Below are 16,678 nucleotides of genomic sequence, written 5' to 3'. Positions count from 1 at the left end.
CCGCGCCCTCTCCGGTGGATGTCTTAGCGGAACGGCGGCGAGTACAGCAGGCCGCCATCGGTCCACTGCGCGTTCAGGCCGCGTGCCAGACCGATCGGGGTTTCTTCGCCGATATTCGTGGCAAACACTTCGCCGTAGTTGCCACCCGCTTTGATCGCCTTGGCAGCCCAGTCGGCATCCAGACCCAGCATCTCGCCCAGCGTACCTTCGGTACCCAGCAGGCGGTTCACTTCCGGGTTGTCGGTGCCCGACTTCAGCTCGTCGATATTCGCCGAGGTCACGCCCAGCTCTTCAGCCGAGATCAGCGCGTTCAGGGTCCAGCGGACAACATCGCCCCACTCGTGATCGCCGTGACGGACCAGCGGGCCCAGCGGCTCTTTCGAGATGATTTCAGGCAGCAGGACGTGATCACCGGGGTTTTCGAACGTGGCGCGGGTTGCGGCCAGGCCGGAAGCGTCGGTGGTGTAAACGTCACATGCGCCAGCCAGATACTGCTGCTGCGCTTCGGCGTTGGTTTCGATCGGAACCGGCTCGTAGCTGATATTGTTGGCACGGAAGAAATCGGCCAGGTTCAGCTCGGTGGTGGTGCCGGTCTGGATGCAGACGGTTGCCCCGTCCAGTTCCTTGGCCGAGCTGACGCCCAGAGCCTTGGGAACCATGAAACCCTGACCGTCATAATAGTTGACGCCCACGAATTCGAACTTCAGGTCTACGTCGCGGCTGAAGGTCCAGGTGGTGTTCCGAGCCAGCATGTCGATCTCACCCGAAGCCAGCGCGGTGAAGCGTGTTTTGCCGGTGGTGGGCACAAACTCTACCGCATTCGCGTCACCCAGAACGGCAGCGGCCACGGCACGGCACAGATCTACGTCAAAGCCTTGCCATTCACCATTTGCGTCAGGTGCAGCAAAGCCGACCAGACCGGTGGTCACACCGCAGTTCAGCGTACCCCGTGCCTTGACGTCGTCCACAGTACCCGCCACGGCTGCGCCAGCGGCCAGACCGGCAACTGTTGCCGCGCCCAAGATTACGGATTTTTTCATTTTTACCTCTTCCTGATTTTCCGCCCTCACAAAGGAACGGTTCTACCCGGCGATTGAACACCGGAAAGGTTTCCCCAAAGGTGTCTCCCCTTTAGTGGGCTTGAGTTTGGGCGCATTCATAAACAAACGTCAAGGGCCGGATCAGAGAAAACGATGGGTCCGGCCAACAGGTTTTGGCAGGCCGGTCCCAATTTCTGGGGTAAAGGATCAGACAGATACGTCGAAGAAGCGTTTGGCGTGCAAAAAAGCGGCTTTCTTTGTTTCCGCCGCCGCATGGGCCTCGTCGTCGTGGCCCCATTGTTCGATCTGCCAGCGTTCGTCCAGCCGCGAAATTTCCCAGATGACCTCGGCTTCGCGCCAGTTCATCGCTGTTGCAAAGCCCAGAACCAGCGAGCCCGAAAGGCTGACAAGATCGTGGAAGGCAGCCAGTTGAAAGGCATCCATCGCGTGCACCCGGCGGCACAAGACGATCAGGGCCTCCTGAGGTTGCGGCTGGTGCAACACCCCGGCGACCGGCAACAGCCGGGCGGAAAGCACCTCGGCCGCCCAGTCTAGCGCCGGGTCCCACTCATCGGCCTGCCGGTTCTGCAATTCCTGCGGGTGGGTCGCGCGGTAGCACAGCAAATCCGAATCGCCGTAATCGGCCAGCATATCGGCCACTTCGACATGCTGTATCCGCACCTTGTCGATCGCCGCATTGGCCGAGCGGGTAAAAGGCATCGAGGCCGGGTCAACCTCGGTCTCCTGCGCGTCCCATTCGGCGGCCACGGCCTCGGCCATGGCGCGAGTCGGCAGGATCAGTGCGGTCTTTGCGGGGGTTTTCACCCGGCGTCCGTCCAGTTCGACGGTATGGCCGCCCTCGGCCTCGACCACGGCGCTGGTTTTCCAGAAGCGTTTCGGTTTCCAGTCGCTCATGTCGTCAGGTCCAGAGATTTGCCAGCGCACCGGGCAACTGGTCGAAGGTTTCAATCATACAAGTGGCCGAGGTCAGGGCCGTCGGGTCGTGATAGCCCCAAGACACGCCGATCCCCTGCACCCCGGCAGCGGCGGCCATATCCATGTCATAGCTAGTATCGCCGATCATCACCGCATTTGCGGCCTCGACGCCGGTTTCCGCCAATGCGGTTTCCACCATCGAAGGATGCGGTTTCGACGGGTGATGATCCGCGACCTGCCGGGTCACAAAGTACCGCTCCAGCCCGTGCGCCTCGATCAATGCGTCCAGGCCTCGTTGGGATTTGCCGGTGGCAACGCCCAGCAGGATCTCCGGTACAGCGTGCAAGGCTTCGATCACCTCGCGCGCGCCGGGATAAAGCGGTGAGCTGCCAGCGCCCAGTTCCAACCGGTAGGCATGGAAGGCCTCTTTGTAGCCTTGGACCAAACGCGCTTGCGCCGCAGCAGAGTGTTCCGGCGCTAGCCGTGCAATGGCCTGTGGCAGGGACAGCCCCACAATCGACAGGATCGCGTCACGAGACGGTACCTCGACCGAGGACGCCTGAAAGCTGGTTGTCATGCAATGGACGATGCTGCCCTGACTGTCGACCAGCGTGCCATCGACGTCGAACAGGACCAGCCGCAAAGGCTCGCTCATTGCAGGTCCTCGAACGGGTCGTCTGCGGCCAGATCCTCGGTCCAGCCGAAGGTGTCCCAACTGTGTTTCATATGCTCAGGCAAGGGCGCGACCACGGTGACGGATTTGCGCGTCATCGGGTGCTGAAAAGACGCGCGCCGCGCGTGCAGATGCAGCTTCTTGCTGATGATGCCGCCCAATTGCGCACCCCAGCCATCGCCAAGGTTCTCCTGACCCGATCCACCGTACTTTCCATCGCCGATGATCGGATGCCCGATCGCGGCCATATGCGCCCGTAACTGATGGGTGCGCCCGGTGATCGGCTCCATCGCCACCCAGGCCGCCCGTCCCGCAACGCGGTAGAGCGTGGCATAGTGGGTATGCGCGCGTTTTGCGCCCGGCGTGCTGTCGATCTCATCCATATGTACGGGGATCATCTTTTCCCCTTCGCCGTGCTTGCCGTGACCGGGGGCTTTGACAAGGCCCGTCTTGATCTCACCCAGATACGGCGTGGGCACCCCTGCGACCAAAGCCCAGTAAATCTTGCGGGTATCGCGGTGACGGAAGGCGGCGGTCAGGCCCTTGGCGGCCTCGCGCGTGCGGGCCAGCAACAGGACGCCGGAGGTATCCTTGTCCAGCCGATGCACAAGACGCGGGTTTTCGTCGTAACCAAACCGCAGCGCCTCGGACAGGCTGTCCACATGCCGGGTTTGTCCGCTGCCGCCCTGCACCGGTAAGCCTTGCGGTTTGTTCAGCGCCAGAACATGATCGTCGCGATAGATCACGCAAGACTGGATCATCTTGGCGTCAGCATCGGAAATCCGGCGCTTTACCTCGGCCGGTTTGTGATCCGCATCCGGCAGCGGCGGCACCCGCACAACCTGCCCGGCCTCAAGCCGGGTCGAGGCTTTGGCACGGCTGCCATCGACACGCAATTCGCCCTTGCGGCACATCTTTTCGATGCGGCCCTGACTGACATGGGGAAACAGGCGGCGCAGCCAGCGATCGACACGCTGGTCTCCGTCCCCTTCAGCAACTGTAATCATCTGCACGCCACTCATGCCATTGCCCCTTGTACCGTGCGGCTGACCCGCCCGGATTGCACCCTTGTCAGTGTCCCAGAAAACATGCGCGTCTGTCGCGCGCATCGCGCCAAGAGTCAAGCCAGCCCTAGCGCGCGGTTCGCTGCGCCCGCAGTTTCGAGAAATACTCCTGCCGCTTTTTCAATTCACGCTCGAAGCCGCGTTCGACCGGTTGATACAACGTCGGGCGCTCCATCCCATCGGGAAAGTAGTTCTGGCCTGAAAAGCCGTCCTCGGCATCATGGTCATAGGCATAGCCCTTGCCATAACCCTGTTCCTTCATCAGCGTGGTCGGCGCGTTCAGGATATGCTTGGGCGGCGGTTCGCTGCCGGACTGACGCGCCAGTTCGCGCGCCGCCTTGTACCCGGCATAGGCCCCATTCGATTTTGGAGCCAGCGCCAGATACACTACCGCCTGTGCCAGCGCCAGTTCGCCCTCGGGGCTTCCGATCCGCTCGTAGACCTCCCAGGCGTGCAGGGCCAGCGCCTGCGCCTGCGGGTCGGCCAGGCTGATATCCTCGACCGCCATGATCGTCAGGCGGCGCGCGATGAAACGCGGGTCTTCGCCGCCTTCCAGCATTCGCGCGAACCAATACAGCGCCGCGTCCGGGTCTGACCCGCGCACCGATTTGTGCAGGGCCGAGATCAGGTTGTAGTGCTCATCCCCCGACTTGTCGTATTTTGCCGCCCGCCGCATCAGGCGCTTGCCCAGCGTTTCCGGGTCAAGCGGCGTATCTGCCGTCCAGGCACCGACCTGCTCGATCAGGTTCAGAAGCGCTCGCCCGTCGCCATCCGCCATCTCGTGCAGCGCATCCCGCGCCGCCGGGGTCAGCGGCAGGGCGCGGCCCAGCTCTTTCTCGGCGCGCTGGGTCAGGCGCTCCAGATCAGCAAGGTTGAGCCGTTCCAGCACCAGCACCTGCGCCCGGCTGAGCACAGCGGCGTTCAACTCGAACGAGGGGTTCTCGGTCGTGGCCCCGACCAGCAGGATCGTCCCATCCTCCATATGCGGCAGAAAACCGTCCTGCTGTGCCTTGTTGAACCGGTGGATTTCGTCCACGAACAGCAGCGTGCCCTGCCCGTTCTGGCGCCGGATCTTCGCCGCCTCGAACACCTTTTTCAGATCGGGCACACCGGTGAAAATGGCGCTGATCTGCACGAAATGCAGGTCCGTTTCCTCCGCCAGCAGACGCGCGATGGTGGTCTTGCCAACCCCCGGCGGGCCCCAGAAAATCAGGCTGGACAGGCTGCCCGAGGCCAGCATGACGCCCAAAGGCGCATCCGGGCCCAGCACCTGATCCTGCCCGATGACCTCAGCCAGCGTTTGCGGACGCAAGCGGTCAGCCAGCGGGCGGTGCGGGGCTGGCGCAGGCTCGGTGGCCCCGGTATCGAACAGATCGCTCACGGGATCACAAACGGAACCGCAGCGAAACGGTGCGCCCGCCGCGCTGAATATCCATCTGAACCCTGCGGCCCGGATCGGTCAGCGCATTCACCACATCGGCAGGGCGCTGCATCTGTTCGCCGTTGATGGCGCTCAGCACGTCCCCCGCCCGAAGCCCTGCGCGCGCGCCATAGGGGCCGGGATCGACAACGACAACACCGGTTTGTGACAACAGCAGCCCGAGGCGGCTAATCACCGCCGGATTGACGCCCGATACGGTCAGTTCCGGTAGCACGGTTTGATCATCCAGCGTCGTTTCCTCGGCCTCCGGGGTTTCCGGTGCCTTGATCAGCGCGACCTCAACCTCGTCACTCTGCTCGCCGCGCAGCCGGGTCAGGACCGAGGTTCCGCCGACCCCGGCAACCGACATGCGAAACTTCATTTCAGCGGGCGAGTTGACCTCATCCCCGTCCACATGCGTGACCACATCGCCTACTCGCAGGCCCGCATCGGCCAGCGGGCTGAGGTCGTGCAGATCGGAAATCACCACGCCAAGCGGGATGACCAAACCCAGCGACTCGGCAATATCGGCGCTCATGTGCTGGCCCGACATCCCGGCCCAGGGGCTGACGAAATCCTCATTGCCCGCTTGCGCCTGCCGCAGGAATTCGGCCACCAGATTGGCGGGGATGGCGAACCCGATCCCGTTCGACCCGCCCGAACGTGTGAGGATTGAGGTGTTGATCCCGATCAGATCGCCGTTCACGTCAATCAGCGCCCCGCCGGAATTGCCGGGATTGATCGCCGCGTCAGTCTGAATGAAATACCCCCGCGCATTCCCGGTCGCTGTTCCCGTGCGCGCCAGACCCGAGATGATGCCCGAGGATACCGTCTGTCCCACCCCAAACGGGTTGCCGATGGCCAGCGCCAGTTCGCCGACCTCAACCTGATCTGAATCGCGCAAGGTCAGGTAAGGCAGATCGTCCGCCTCTTCCAGACGCAGAATGGCAATGTCGCTTTCCTCATGCCCTAGAACGACCCGGGCGGAAAATTCGCGGCGGTCGGTCGTCACAACACGAATCTCGGTCGCCGATCCCACCACGTGATAGTTGGACACAACATAACCGTCCTCGGACAGGATCACGCCCGAGCCTAACGAGTTCTGCACCCGTTGCTGCGGCTCGCCAAACCCTCGGCCAAAGAAATCGCGAAAGAACGGGTCCGAGAACAAAGGCCGCGCGCGGCCCTGTCGGACGATCTTGGAGTAGATGTTCACGACCGCAGGCGCAGCTTGTTTTACCACCGGGGCAAAACCCAGCGAAATCTCAGCTTGTGACTGAGGCACCCGGGTTTCCGCATAGGCGAGGGATGCGCAAGCGAGGGAAAAGGCGAAAAGGGTCGCGCGGAACATTCAGACCTCAAACTTCTAAGTCCTGTTGGATATGCGTCCACACGATCCGTAATGCAATGGTGGTTTACCCATCCAGCGGCGCGTGCAGGCGGGTGCCTTTGGTGATGATGCCACCCCGGTTGCCGATCTCGATGGTGCCATAGCGCTGTTTGAACACCTCGGGCAACTCCCGGTCACCGTCCGGGGACAGCCACAAGCGCAACAGATGCCGCCGCTGGGCCGGGTCGGGCCAGTCGACAAAGCCGGTCCGGTCATGCAGTTGCGCGTGGTTGTATACAAACTGCATGTCCCCGGGTTGCAGCCGCATCAACAGGTACAGCTCGGGATTGTTGGCCAGTGAGTCGAACCTGTCTAGCGCGGCCACGTGATCCGAGGTCAGGCGCATCGCCTCGGGGAACCTTTGCGCGCTGTCGATATATTGCCGCTGGTAGAACACGGTCAGCTTGCCCTCATGCCAGGAGAAGGGAGGAATGGTCATGAAGGGCTGCATCCCTTCGGGCACCTCTCCCCTCCGATCGGTGGCAATCGGTTCGAACAGGCGGGCCAGCAGGTCCGGGCATTCGGCGCGCATCCGGTTATAAATCGCCTCGGCACTAACCAGCAGCGAGTCGCCGCCTTCCTTGGCCTCGCGCAGGCACAGCAGCCCGACGATGTCGGCGCTGTCCGTGTGGAAGGTCTGGCGCTCGTGGGTCTGGTAGATGCGCGTATTCGGATCACTGGCATCCGCGCCGATATCGCGCACATGGCCCAGAATATGGCCCTGCGCATTCTGGGATCGGGCGGAGCCCAGATGCGCACCCAAGCCGCAAAAGATCGTTGCCGCCATTTCCTGTGTGTAGCGCTGAACCGGCAATCCCCTGATTACCTCGAAACCGATGCCATTGATCAGCTTGTCGCGCAGGGTTTCCAGATGCTTACCAAAGTCTGCCAATGGAAAATCGGCCTTGGCAATTTCCCCGATGTCGCGCCCCAAAGTCAAATAGTGCCGGGCGGCCTGCTCCAGATCCTCGATATCGCTCTGGGTCAGATCGACAATCCACTCACCCTGCCGCGCGGCCATCTCGCGCCCGGTCCAGACGGACGGGCCCGTCAGTTCGACTGGGATTTTCGAAAGCACATCTGTCATATCGCCCTCCTCGTTTGCAGTTCAGGGTCGCGCCGGGAGGGGCGGGTTTCATCATCTCAAATCATCGGAAATCGCCCAAAACCGACATGAGCGCCAGCAATTGGGCGACCCTGACGAACGCGCAAAGCAAGTCACTCGGCCACGGACCAGTCCGGGCCGGGGTCGTATTCTGAAATCTCCGCCGTGCGGTCGAGCGTTTCAGGGCCAAAGTCGGCCTCGTAAATGATCCCGTTTTCGCCGATCAGGAACGTGTGGATGCCGGTCTCGCCATATTCCGCCGGAACCGCCAGCAAGGCATGCCCGGCCACCATGTGATCACCCGCAAAATAGGAATGCGCGCCGCCGGGCGCGTTGGCACCCTGCCCCTGCAGGATGGTGTAGTAATAGCCCAGGAAGGGTTCCGGTTCGTAATCCTGTTCGCCGTCGCTCCACCCCGAGGCCGCAGCCCGCGCTAAGGCAGCCCCGACAAGGCTGTCCTCGCCCGGCCAGAACAGCCCATCGCGGGTGTCGGGACCCGAGATGATCGTGCGCGCGAACTCCATCACCCCGTCGCCATTGTGATCGACCTGCCGGAATGCGGCCTGCAGATCGACATAGGCGTCGAGCAGGTCCATGACATCCAGTTCATTCAACCCGATCTCGCGCGCGGCAAGCTCTTCTATCCCGGCGTCCAGATCGAATTGCCATTGCGCACCGTCCCGAGTGATCGGGATCGGGAAGGGCCAGCTATCTTCGCCCATCAAGAGGATGACGCCGTTTTCCTCGGGCTGAAAGCGATAGCCTTCGGCATACATGGCCAGAACCTCTTGCCGGCGGGACTGATCTTCCTCCGGGTCGCCGGTTGCCAACAGGTCTTCGGCCTCGGGCCCGAAAATCTCCAGCAGTTTGCCCTGATCTTCCGTCTCCAACGCGCCGATGAACGCGTCCAAAGCCGATTGCGGTGTGTCAAAGCGCGCACCGTCTGACAACGCTGGCACAACAGTTGCGAAAACGAAAGCGGATGAAATCAAAAACTTGCGCATCTTACCGTCTCCGCTTTCCTTTGGACGCATGGCCCCGCTTCGAGGCCGAGTGCGTTTTGTGACCCGAGGCTTTCTTCTTCATAGCCTGCCCTTTTTGGGCCGAGGGCTTACGCTGCGCCGTGGCCTTCTTGGCCTGAGGCTTCTTGGCCGTCTGCGCATTGCGTTTGACAGGCTTCTTTGTCGTGTCTGGCCGTTGCTTGGTGCGGTCTATTGCATTTTGCTTGGCTACGGCCTTGTCCCGATCCACGCCACCGGGATTGAGCGGTGGCAGCTGCTTTTTCGCGCCGTCACGATTGGCCAGCGCGCCACCCGCGACCGCACCGGCCCCAGCGCCTGCGGCCAAAGCAGCGGCACCCGACCTATCCCTGCTGATATCTGCGGCACCGGAATCCCGGCTGAGTTTGGCGCGCAACTCGTCCGTGCGCCCGTCCGGTCGGGTCACGGGCAGATCGCCACGACCGCCTTCGGGCCGTTTGTGATCTGCGATCTTGTTGCGGGCATCCTCTTTCCGTCCGGGGTCCGGTTTCCAGCCAATATCGGTCCGGTCGCCCAGATCGATCTCGTTGCCGATATTGACGTTGCCATCCACATCGATGTCGATATCGGGGTTTCGAACGATGGGATTGCCATTCCAGCCGCCGCAATTCCGGCAACCCCAGTAATCGTACCAATCGTCGTCATCGTCGAAAATCTCGTCAATCAGCGCCACGGTGCCAAAGGTCAGCAGAGCCGCACCGATCACGTCGCCGGTCGAAGGGCCGGTGTAGACCGTCTGGTAGTCATATTGCGGCACATAGACGGTTTCGGGATTTGTCGGAACAATCGTGACGGTATCATCTTCGGCCACTTCAACGGTCTGTTCCTCGCCCGAGATAAGCGCACCGCTGTCGATCGCCTGATCCCGCATGACCTGAACCGCATCCATCACGTCGTCGGATTGGGCCAGCATTGCGGTGCCCATCGTCTCGGTCCAGTCGATATGGGTTGCCATCTGGCCCACAATCTCGGGGAAGGCTGTCGCCAGCACGGTAACCGAGGGGTCCCAGCCCATTGCGTCGATCTCGGACTCAAGCTCTGCCGGGTCACGATCCGCGTTGTCCAGCAAGTACCGCTCGGCCTTAACGATTTCCAGCGGCTGCGTGGCCGCGACGAAAATCTGGATCAGCAGCGTGTCGGGGTATAGGGCGACCGGTGCAACCAGCGTTTGCAGTTCGGCATCGGTGAGAAGATCAGCAGATGCATCCTCGGTCGTCTCGCCGGACGTGTCCTGCGCGTAAAGCGCGCCGCCTGCGCCGATCAGAAGCGCAAAAATCATATATCTAAACATATTGCGATCCTTCAATTTCTTTAAAGATCGCCGAAGTCTACGATTCTGGCAACACAGAGCCGAACACGCCGTGCCGCGCGCAAAAGAAAACCCCCACGCCGCAGGGCGTGAGGGTTTCGAATTTTACTGACTCAGACCAGTCTTATTCTTCTGCGGCCTCTTCGGCGGCAACGCGGGCTTTGTCAGCCGCGCCTTTGGCGTCGACGTCACGATCCACGAATTCGATGATCGCCATCGGGGCCATGTCACCATAGCGGAAGCCGGCTTTCAGGATGCGGACGTAACCGCCCTGACGTTCGGCATAGCGGGGGCCCAGAACTTCGAACAGCTTGGCGACGTCTTTGTCTTCTTTCAGCTGCGATGCTGCCTGACGGCGTGCGTGCAGGTCGCCGCGCTTGCCCAGAGTGACCAGTTTTTCGATGATCGGGCGCAGTTCTTTTGCCTTGGGCAGAGTCGTTTTGATTTGCTCATGTTCGATGAGCGAGCCAGCCATGTTCGCAAACAGAGCCTTACGGTGCTCATGAGTACGGTTCAGGCGGCGGTAACCACGTGCGTGACGCATTTTCTAGTTCCTTCTTTCGCGTTTTGCTTTGTCTGGCCGGCGATGCGTGTCACCGGCTCTCCTTGGGGCGGAAGTGCCCATAAAGTCCCCGGCAGCCCGGGCATTGGGGAAGACGCGTTTAAAACGCGTCTTCGAATTTCTTGGCCAGATCTTCGATGTTGTCGGGCGGCCAGTCCTCGACATCCATGCCGAGGTGCAGACCCATGCCGGACAGCACTTCTTTGATCTCGTTCAGCGACTTGCGGCCGAAGTTCGGGGTGCGCAGCATCTCAGCTTCGGTCTTCTGGATCAGGTCACCGATATAGACGATGTTGTCGTTCTTCAGGCAGTTTGCCGAACGGACCGACAGTTCCAGCTCGTCTACTTTCTTCAGCAACAGCGGGTTGAATTCCAGACCATCGTCCTCGTCCTGGCGGCCAGCCGATTCCGGCTCGTCGAAGTTGACGAAGATCGACAGCTGGTCCTGCAGAATACGAGCGGCATAGGCCAGCGCGTCTTCCGGCGTGATCGAACCGTCGGTTTCGATCTTCAGGGTCAGCTTGTCATAGTCCAGAACCTGACCTTCGCGGGTCGGCTGAACGTCATAGGCAACCTTTTTGACCGGCGAATAGATCGCGTCGATCGGGATCAGGCCGATGGGTGCATCTTCGGGCTTGTTCTTCTCAGCCGAGACATAGCCTTTGCCAGTGTTGACGGTCAGTTCCATGAACAGGTCGGCGCCATCGTCCAGGTGGCAGATGACGTGATCGCGGTTCAGAACCTCGATACCAGCGCTTTCGCTGATGTCACCAGCGGTAACAACGGCTGGGCCTTTGGCATTGATCGACAGGCGCTTGGGGCCTTCGACTTCCATACGCAGCGACACACCTTTGAGGTTCAGGATGATGTCGGTGACGTCTTCACGCACGCCCGCGACCGAAGAGAACTCGTGCAGCACGTTGTCGATCTGAACGCTGGTGATGGCCGCGCCTTGCAGCGAGCTCATCAGAACGCGGCGCAGCGCGTTGCCCAGGGTCAGACCAAAGCCACGCTCCAGCGGTTCAGCGACCAGAGTTGCCTGACGCGCAGGGTCGTTGCCCGGCTTGCCGTCCAGTTGGGTCGGCTTGATCAATTCTGCCCAATTCTTGTGGATCATGTAATCCCTCCATTCCTGTCCGCGCCCCATGACCAACAAGGTGCAGACGCCCGAGGTTCAAAATGACGTGCTGGGGCCGTGCAAAAACACAGCCCCAGCCAAATTCGAAATCGCTTAGACGCGGCGGCGCTTCGGCGGGCGGCAGCCGTTGTGAGCGATCGGGGTCACGTCGCGGATCGACGTGATGTTGAAGCCCACGGCAGCCAGCGCACGCAGAGCCGATTCACGACCCGAACCGGGGCCCTGAACTTCGACTTCCAGCGTCTTGACGCCATGTTCCTGCGCCTTCTTGCCTGCGTCTTCTGCAGCCATCTGAGCGGCGTAGGGGGTCGATTTCCGCGAACCCTTAAAGCCCATGGTACCGGCAGACGACCACGAGATGGCGTTGCCCTGTACGTCCGAGATCAGGATCTTGGTGTTGTTGAAGGTCGAGTTCACATGGGCAACGCCCGATGCGATGTTCTTACGCTCTTTGCGCTTAACGCGAGTCTTGTCACGTGCCATCGTTCAGACCCCCCTCTTATTTCTTCTTACCGGCAATGGCCTTTGCGGGGCCTTTGCGGGTACGAGCATTGGTGTGGGTACGCTGACCGCGAACCGGCAGGTTGCGGCGGTGACGCAGACCGCGATAGCAGCCCAGGTCCATCAGGCGCTTGACGTTCATCTGAACTTCACGACGCAAGTCACCTTCGACGGTGAAGTTTGCATCGATGTGCTCGCGGATGGCCAGAACTTCGGCGTCGGACAGTTCGTTGACGCGACGGTGCGCTTCAATGCCTACGGCTTCGCAGATCGCTTTGGCCGAGGTGTTTCCGATACCGGTGATATATGTGAGGGCGATAGGTACCCGCTTTGCAGTCGGGATGTTTACGCCGGCAATACGTGCCACGTGTCACTTTCCTTTTCGTTGCGGTTCCGTAACTCCAGAACCTTTTTTCACAACGCCTAACCGTGGCAGTGTCGCCAGAGGGCTCAGCATTATTCGAGGTGGTCGGGGCGGTTGGGACGAATCCCGCACGCGGTCTTGATTCCCTTTAGGGATGGGGGTCGATATGGGCTTTTGGCACTGCCGTCAAGCCCATTCCTTCGTTGCTGGAAACTCAGCCGTTTCCGGTCGCATCGCCACCCTTATCCAGGACGGCGGCGATGGAGCTTTGAACCTCGTCAATCTCGCCCAGACCATCGACCCAGGACAGGTTGCCCTTGGCGTGGTAATAGCCGATCAGCATCGAGGTTTTCTTGTAATACTCCATCAGACGGGTCTTGAGGCTTTCCTCATTGTCGTCCGCACGGCGTTTGAAGTCGTTTTCCTTGCCACAATTGGTGCATTTACCATCCGCCGGGATCGGTTTGGTGATGTCGTTATAGACCTCGCCACAACCACCACAGGTCGATCGAGCTGTGATGCGCGAGACCAAAGCGTCGTCATCCACCTCCATCGCAACGACTGCGTCCAGCGTCTCGCCAGTGCTGTCGAGCAAATCTCCCAGCGCATCCGCCTGCGCCAAGGTACGTGGGAAGCCGTCAAAGATGAAACCGCCCTTGGCACCCTGTTCCAGCTTTTCGCGGATCAGACCGATAACGATTTCATCGGTCACCAGTTCACCCTTAGCCATCACCTCGGCCACACGGTTGCCCATTTCGGTGCCGCTGTCCTTGGCCTCGCGCAACATGTCACCAGTGCTCAGCTGCACCATGCCCCGGGTTTCAACCAAATGCCGCGCTTGCGTGCCTTTGCCTGCCCCCGGGGGGCCAAGAAGAATGATGTTCATCGACGAGCAGCTCCCTTTCTGCCGCGTTTCTTGCTTTTGCCGCGCAGTTGGGACTTTTCGATCAGCCCTTCATATTGATGCGCCAGCAGGTGGCTCTGGACCTGTTGGATCGTGTCCATGGTCACCGAGACGATAATCAGAACCGACGTACCGCCGAAATAGAACGGAATGGCAAACTGGCCCCGCAGAATCTCGGGCAGCAGGCAGACGGCGGCCAGATAGGCCGAGCCCAGAACCAGCACGCGGTTGACCACGTATTCCAGATATTCAGCGGTTTTTTTGCCCGGACGGATACCCGGCACAAAACCGTTCTGCTTTTTCAGGTTGTCCGCCACATCGTCCGGTTTGAACGACACGTTGAACGTGTAGAAATAGGCGAAGAACACGATCATCGAGGCGAAGAACAGCAGGTAGAGCGGCTGTCCGGGGCCAAAATTGGCGAGCAACCACGACATCACCGGCCCGTTTGCAGCCCCCGACGAGAAGGTCGAGATTGTCACGGGCAACAGCAGCAGTGAACTGGCGAAGATCGCCGGGATCACGCCCGCCGGGTTCACTTTGACCGGCAAATGGCTGGAGCCGCCTTCATAGACCTTCATACCGGCCTGACGGCGTGGGTACTGGATATGGATCTTGCGCAGGGCACGCTCCATGAAGACCACGAAGGTAATCACAGCGATAACCATGACAATCACGCCAACGATCACGGCGGGGCTGATTGCACCGGAACGGCCAGAGGCGAAGAACTGGGCCAGCGCCGCCGGAACCTCGGCGATGATGCCGACGAAAATGATCAGAGAGATGCCGTTGCCGATGCCGCGTGCGGTGATCTGTTCGCCCAGCCACATCAGGAACATGGTGCCCCCAACCAGCGTGATCATGGTCGACATGCGGAAATACAGTCCTGGGTCGGTCGCCAGATCGCCCGATTCCAGCGAAACCGCCAGACCGTAGGCCTGAACGGTGGCCAGCGCCACGGTGCCGAAACGGGTATATTGGTTGATCTTCTTGCGACCCTGCTCGCCCTCTTTCTTGAGCTGTTCGAGCGCGGGCACCATCGAAGTCAGCAGCTGCACGATGATCGAGGCCGAGATGTAGGGCATGATGCCGAGGGCAAATATACCCATCCGCCCTAGCGCACCGCCGGTGAACATCGAAACCATGCCGCCGATGCCCTGCCCCGCTTGTTCCATGAACTCACGCAATGCCTGCCCGTCAATGCCCGGCACCGGAATGAAGGTGCCCAGACGATAGACGATCAGCAAGGCCAGCGTGAACAGGATGCGGTTGCGCAGATCGGTGGCTTTGCCCAAAGCAGCCCAGCTTGTGTTGGCTGCCATTTGTTCTGCTGCTGATACCATAAATCGGTCTCTCTTATGCAAACACCGCCCGGAACCGTTTTCCGGCTCGGGCGGCGTCTTGGAAAACTCTGAGGTCTATGTAAGCGGGTCTTGGCCCGCTCACAAGCGCTTACTCTGCCGCAGCGGCTTTTGTGACCGTCAGTGAACCGCCCGCTTTTTCGACTGCCTCTACGGCAGACTTCGAAGCGCCAGTAACTTCCAGGTTTACTTTGGCGGTAATCTCACCTTTGGCCAGAACGCGGATACCGTCCAGCTTGCGGCGCACCAGACCGGACGCAACCAGTGCGTCCTCGGTGATCGCAGCCTTGGCGTCCAGCTTGCCGGCGTCGACGAATTTCTGGATCAGGCCCAGGTTAATAACGGCAAACGCCTTGCGGTTCGGCTTGTTGAAGCCACGCTTGGGCAGGCGCTGATACAGCGGCATCTGGCCGCCTTCATAGCCATTGATGGCCACACCCGAACGGGATTTCTGGCCTTTGATACCACGGCCACCCATTTTACCCTTGCCCGAGCCGGGACCACGGCCAACGCGGGTCCGTTTCGGTGCGGCGCCGGGATTGTCGCGCAGTTCATTCAGTTTCATGTCGCTTCTCCTTCGCCGGAAATGACCCCGAAGCGTGATGGGTCAGACACGGCATTTCTTGGTTTTGATTCTCGTGGACGGAAATCCACCGGAGCGCCTTACAGCGTTGCGCATCCCGTTGCAAGCTCTGTTACGAGCAGCGCTGCCTCAAACGTAAAAGAGGTGCCGCATTGGGCACCTCTTTTTTACGTGAGTGGTGGGTCGTCTTACGAGCGATAAGCATGCTCGCGTGCGATATCGGCGATATCGCAACGGCGGATGCCGATATCGTCCAGCTCGCGATTGCTCAGATTCTGCAGTTCCGAATAGGTGTGGTGGTATTCGGCCGCACGGGCGCGGGCTTCCTTGAACCGCTCGACCAGCGAGGCAATCCGGGCGCTGAAGTTAAAACCATTGTGTGTCAGAGTAGCTGCGTGTGCCATATCTCATTTCCTTTCTGTGTCAGGGCGTATTCCCCGACGATCTCTATTGGCGTTCCTTGTTTGGACAAGGATGAAATAGGCCTTTACGATACCGCTAACAACTGGGGTTTTGGGTCTAGCCGTTATGCGTTTTGAGAATGGCGCAGGCATAGCGTGACAAAAGAAGGCAGCACCCGCTTTGCCGCCAATAGCGCATTGACCAACCTGTGCGCAAAACCTGAACTGCTATATCTCTTCCGAATTCAGCCAGGCCTGCGCCAGTGCCTCTGCCCGCGCTATTTCATTCGGGGTCATCGTCTTCGACAGGTTGTAAAGATGCTTGGCCATGAGCCCGGCTTGCTGCTCGGACGCAATTCTGAGCCACTTATAGGCCTGAATTTTGTCCTTGGGCACGCCGGTTCCGTTCAGATGCATATAGGCCAGATCATGCTGCGCGAATGCATGGCCGCGCTGCGCTGCGCGCTCATACCACTGTGCGGCCAGGCCGGGGTCGCGGGGGACGCCCCAGCCGTTGTCGTGGAAAACGCCCAATCTGTATTGCGCTTCCGTCATATTTTGCTCGGCTGCTTTCTTGTACCAGCTCGCGGCCTCTGCATCATCGCGGTCCAATCCATGCCCGTACTCGTACATCACACCCAAAGCGTGCTGTGCATCCCGATCTCCGGCCTGTGCAAGGGGCTGCCATTCGTCCAGCGCTTGCTGCATTTCCCCGGCGCGGAAGGCCTTGAGCCCGGTTTCGAAATCACCCGCCAAAACGGGGGCGGAAGTGGAGATCAATGCAGCGGCTATGAGCGATACCGCTTTGTAGCGTAGTCCCGGGCAAGCATTCACAAGGCTTTTCTTCACCGCTGGCAGCACTTTATCCCCTCCGCTTTTTTGGTCCG

The 16,678-nt window shown here is 60.5% G+C and carries 18 protein-coding genes; all 18 read right to left on the bottom strand.

What is annotated here, in order from left to right; translation table 11 throughout:
- Positions 1-23 precede the first annotated feature (23 nt).
- The 18 genes from ACR0JN_RS17235 to ACR0JN_RS17150 all read right to left on the bottom strand — a co-directional run bounded on the left by ACR0JN_RS17235 (position 24) and on the right by ACR0JN_RS17150 (position 16,652).
- Positions 24-1,040 carry an amino acid ABC transporter substrate-binding protein gene (locus tag ACR0JN_RS17235; protein ID WP_480818360.1) on the bottom strand — a complete coding sequence of 339 codons (1,017 nt, stop codon included), beginning with the start codon at positions 1,038-1,040 and terminating at the stop codon, positions 24-26.
- Positions 1,041-1,247: 207 nt separating this feature from the next.
- Positions 1,248-1,955: an ATP12 family chaperone protein gene (locus ACR0JN_RS17230; RefSeq protein WP_480887444.1), complete on the bottom strand. Its 708-nt coding sequence runs from the start codon at positions 1,953-1,955 to the stop codon at positions 1,248-1,250.
- A 4-nt stretch (positions 1,956-1,959) separates the two neighbouring features.
- A complete protein-coding gene (locus ACR0JN_RS17225; RefSeq protein ID WP_480887442.1) occupies positions 1,960-2,631 on the bottom strand; it encodes an HAD-IA family hydrolase in 672 nt (223 codons plus the stop codon).
- Positions 2,628-3,671: an RluA family pseudouridine synthase gene (locus ACR0JN_RS17220; RefSeq protein WP_480818363.1), complete on the bottom strand. Its 1,044-nt coding sequence runs from the start codon at positions 3,669-3,671 to the stop codon at positions 2,628-2,630. The genes ACR0JN_RS17225 and ACR0JN_RS17220 overlap by 4 nt, the downstream gene beginning before the upstream one ends.
- A gap of 109 nt (positions 3,672-3,780) precedes the next feature.
- A complete protein-coding gene (locus ACR0JN_RS17215) occupies positions 3,781-5,094 on the bottom strand; it encodes a replication-associated recombination protein A (RefSeq protein ID WP_480887441.1) in 1,314 nt (437 codons plus the stop codon).
- A 4-nt stretch (positions 5,095-5,098) separates the two neighbouring features.
- Complete coding sequence (locus ACR0JN_RS17210; protein ID WP_480887439.1) at positions 5,099-6,484, bottom strand: trypsin-like peptidase domain-containing protein; 1,386 nt, start codon at positions 6,482-6,484, stop codon at positions 5,099-5,101.
- A 64-nt stretch (positions 6,485-6,548) separates the two neighbouring features.
- Positions 6,549-7,610: a TauD/TfdA family dioxygenase gene (locus ACR0JN_RS17205; RefSeq protein WP_480887438.1), complete on the bottom strand. Its 1,062-nt coding sequence runs from the start codon at positions 7,608-7,610 to the stop codon at positions 6,549-6,551.
- 131 nt (positions 7,611-7,741) lie between these two features.
- The gene (locus ACR0JN_RS17200; RefSeq protein ID WP_480887435.1) at positions 7,742-8,632 is read right to left on the bottom strand and encodes a DUF2950 family protein; all 891 of its coding nucleotides are present in this window, start codon (positions 8,630-8,632) and stop codon (positions 7,742-7,744) included.
- A gap of 1 nt (position 8,633) precedes the next feature.
- Positions 8,634-9,959, bottom strand: a complete 1,326-nt coding sequence (locus tag ACR0JN_RS17195) for a DUF3300 domain-containing protein (RefSeq protein WP_480887434.1) — start codon at positions 9,957-9,959, stop codon at positions 8,634-8,636.
- A gap of 142 nt (positions 9,960-10,101) precedes the next feature.
- A complete protein-coding gene (gene rplQ, locus ACR0JN_RS17190; RefSeq protein WP_170805984.1) occupies positions 10,102-10,521 on the bottom strand; it encodes a 50S ribosomal protein L17 in 420 nt (139 codons plus the stop codon).
- Between the two features lie 118 nt (positions 10,522-10,639).
- Positions 10,640-11,656 (bottom strand): DNA-directed RNA polymerase subunit alpha, encoded by a 1,017-nt coding sequence (locus ACR0JN_RS17185; protein WP_170377644.1) that lies wholly within the window; start codon positions 11,654-11,656, stop codon positions 10,640-10,642.
- Positions 11,657-11,770: 114 nt separating this feature from the next.
- Positions 11,771-12,160 carry a 30S ribosomal protein S11 gene (gene rpsK, locus ACR0JN_RS17180; protein ID WP_008757289.1) on the bottom strand — a complete coding sequence of 130 codons (390 nt, stop codon included), beginning with the start codon at positions 12,158-12,160 and terminating at the stop codon, positions 11,771-11,773.
- Between the two features lie 16 nt (positions 12,161-12,176).
- Positions 12,177-12,545, bottom strand: coding sequence for a 30S ribosomal protein S13 (gene rpsM, locus ACR0JN_RS17175; RefSeq protein ID WP_008757392.1), 369 nt, complete (start codon positions 12,543-12,545; stop codon positions 12,177-12,179).
- A gap of 211 nt (positions 12,546-12,756) precedes the next feature.
- Positions 12,757-13,428, bottom strand: a complete 672-nt coding sequence (locus ACR0JN_RS17170) for an adenylate kinase (RefSeq protein WP_480887432.1) — start codon at positions 13,426-13,428, stop codon at positions 12,757-12,759.
- The gene (gene secY, locus ACR0JN_RS17165) at positions 13,425-14,789 is read right to left on the bottom strand and encodes a preprotein translocase subunit SecY (protein WP_480818370.1); all 1,365 of its coding nucleotides are present in this window, start codon (positions 14,787-14,789) and stop codon (positions 13,425-13,427) included. The genes ACR0JN_RS17170 and secY overlap by 4 nt, the downstream gene beginning before the upstream one ends.
- 109 nt (positions 14,790-14,898) lie before the next feature.
- Positions 14,899-15,372 carry a 50S ribosomal protein L15 gene (gene rplO, locus ACR0JN_RS17160; RefSeq protein WP_480819099.1) on the bottom strand — a complete coding sequence of 158 codons (474 nt, stop codon included), beginning with the start codon at positions 15,370-15,372 and terminating at the stop codon, positions 14,899-14,901.
- A gap of 206 nt (positions 15,373-15,578) precedes the next feature.
- Complete coding sequence (locus ACR0JN_RS17155; RefSeq protein WP_480887431.1) at positions 15,579-15,794, bottom strand: DUF1127 domain-containing protein; 216 nt, start codon at positions 15,792-15,794, stop codon at positions 15,579-15,581.
- Positions 15,795-16,019: 225 nt separating this feature from the next.
- Entirely contained in the window at positions 16,020-16,652 is a 633-nt protein-coding gene (locus ACR0JN_RS17150; RefSeq protein ID WP_480887428.1) for a tetratricopeptide repeat protein, read from the bottom strand.
- Between the last annotated feature and the right edge of the window lie 26 nt (positions 16,653-16,678).

Source organism: Ruegeria sp. G12 (assembly GCF_056533565.1).
The sequence above is the reverse complement of the archived record's forward strand: the minus strand, read 5'-3'. Positions and strand labels throughout refer to the sequence as shown.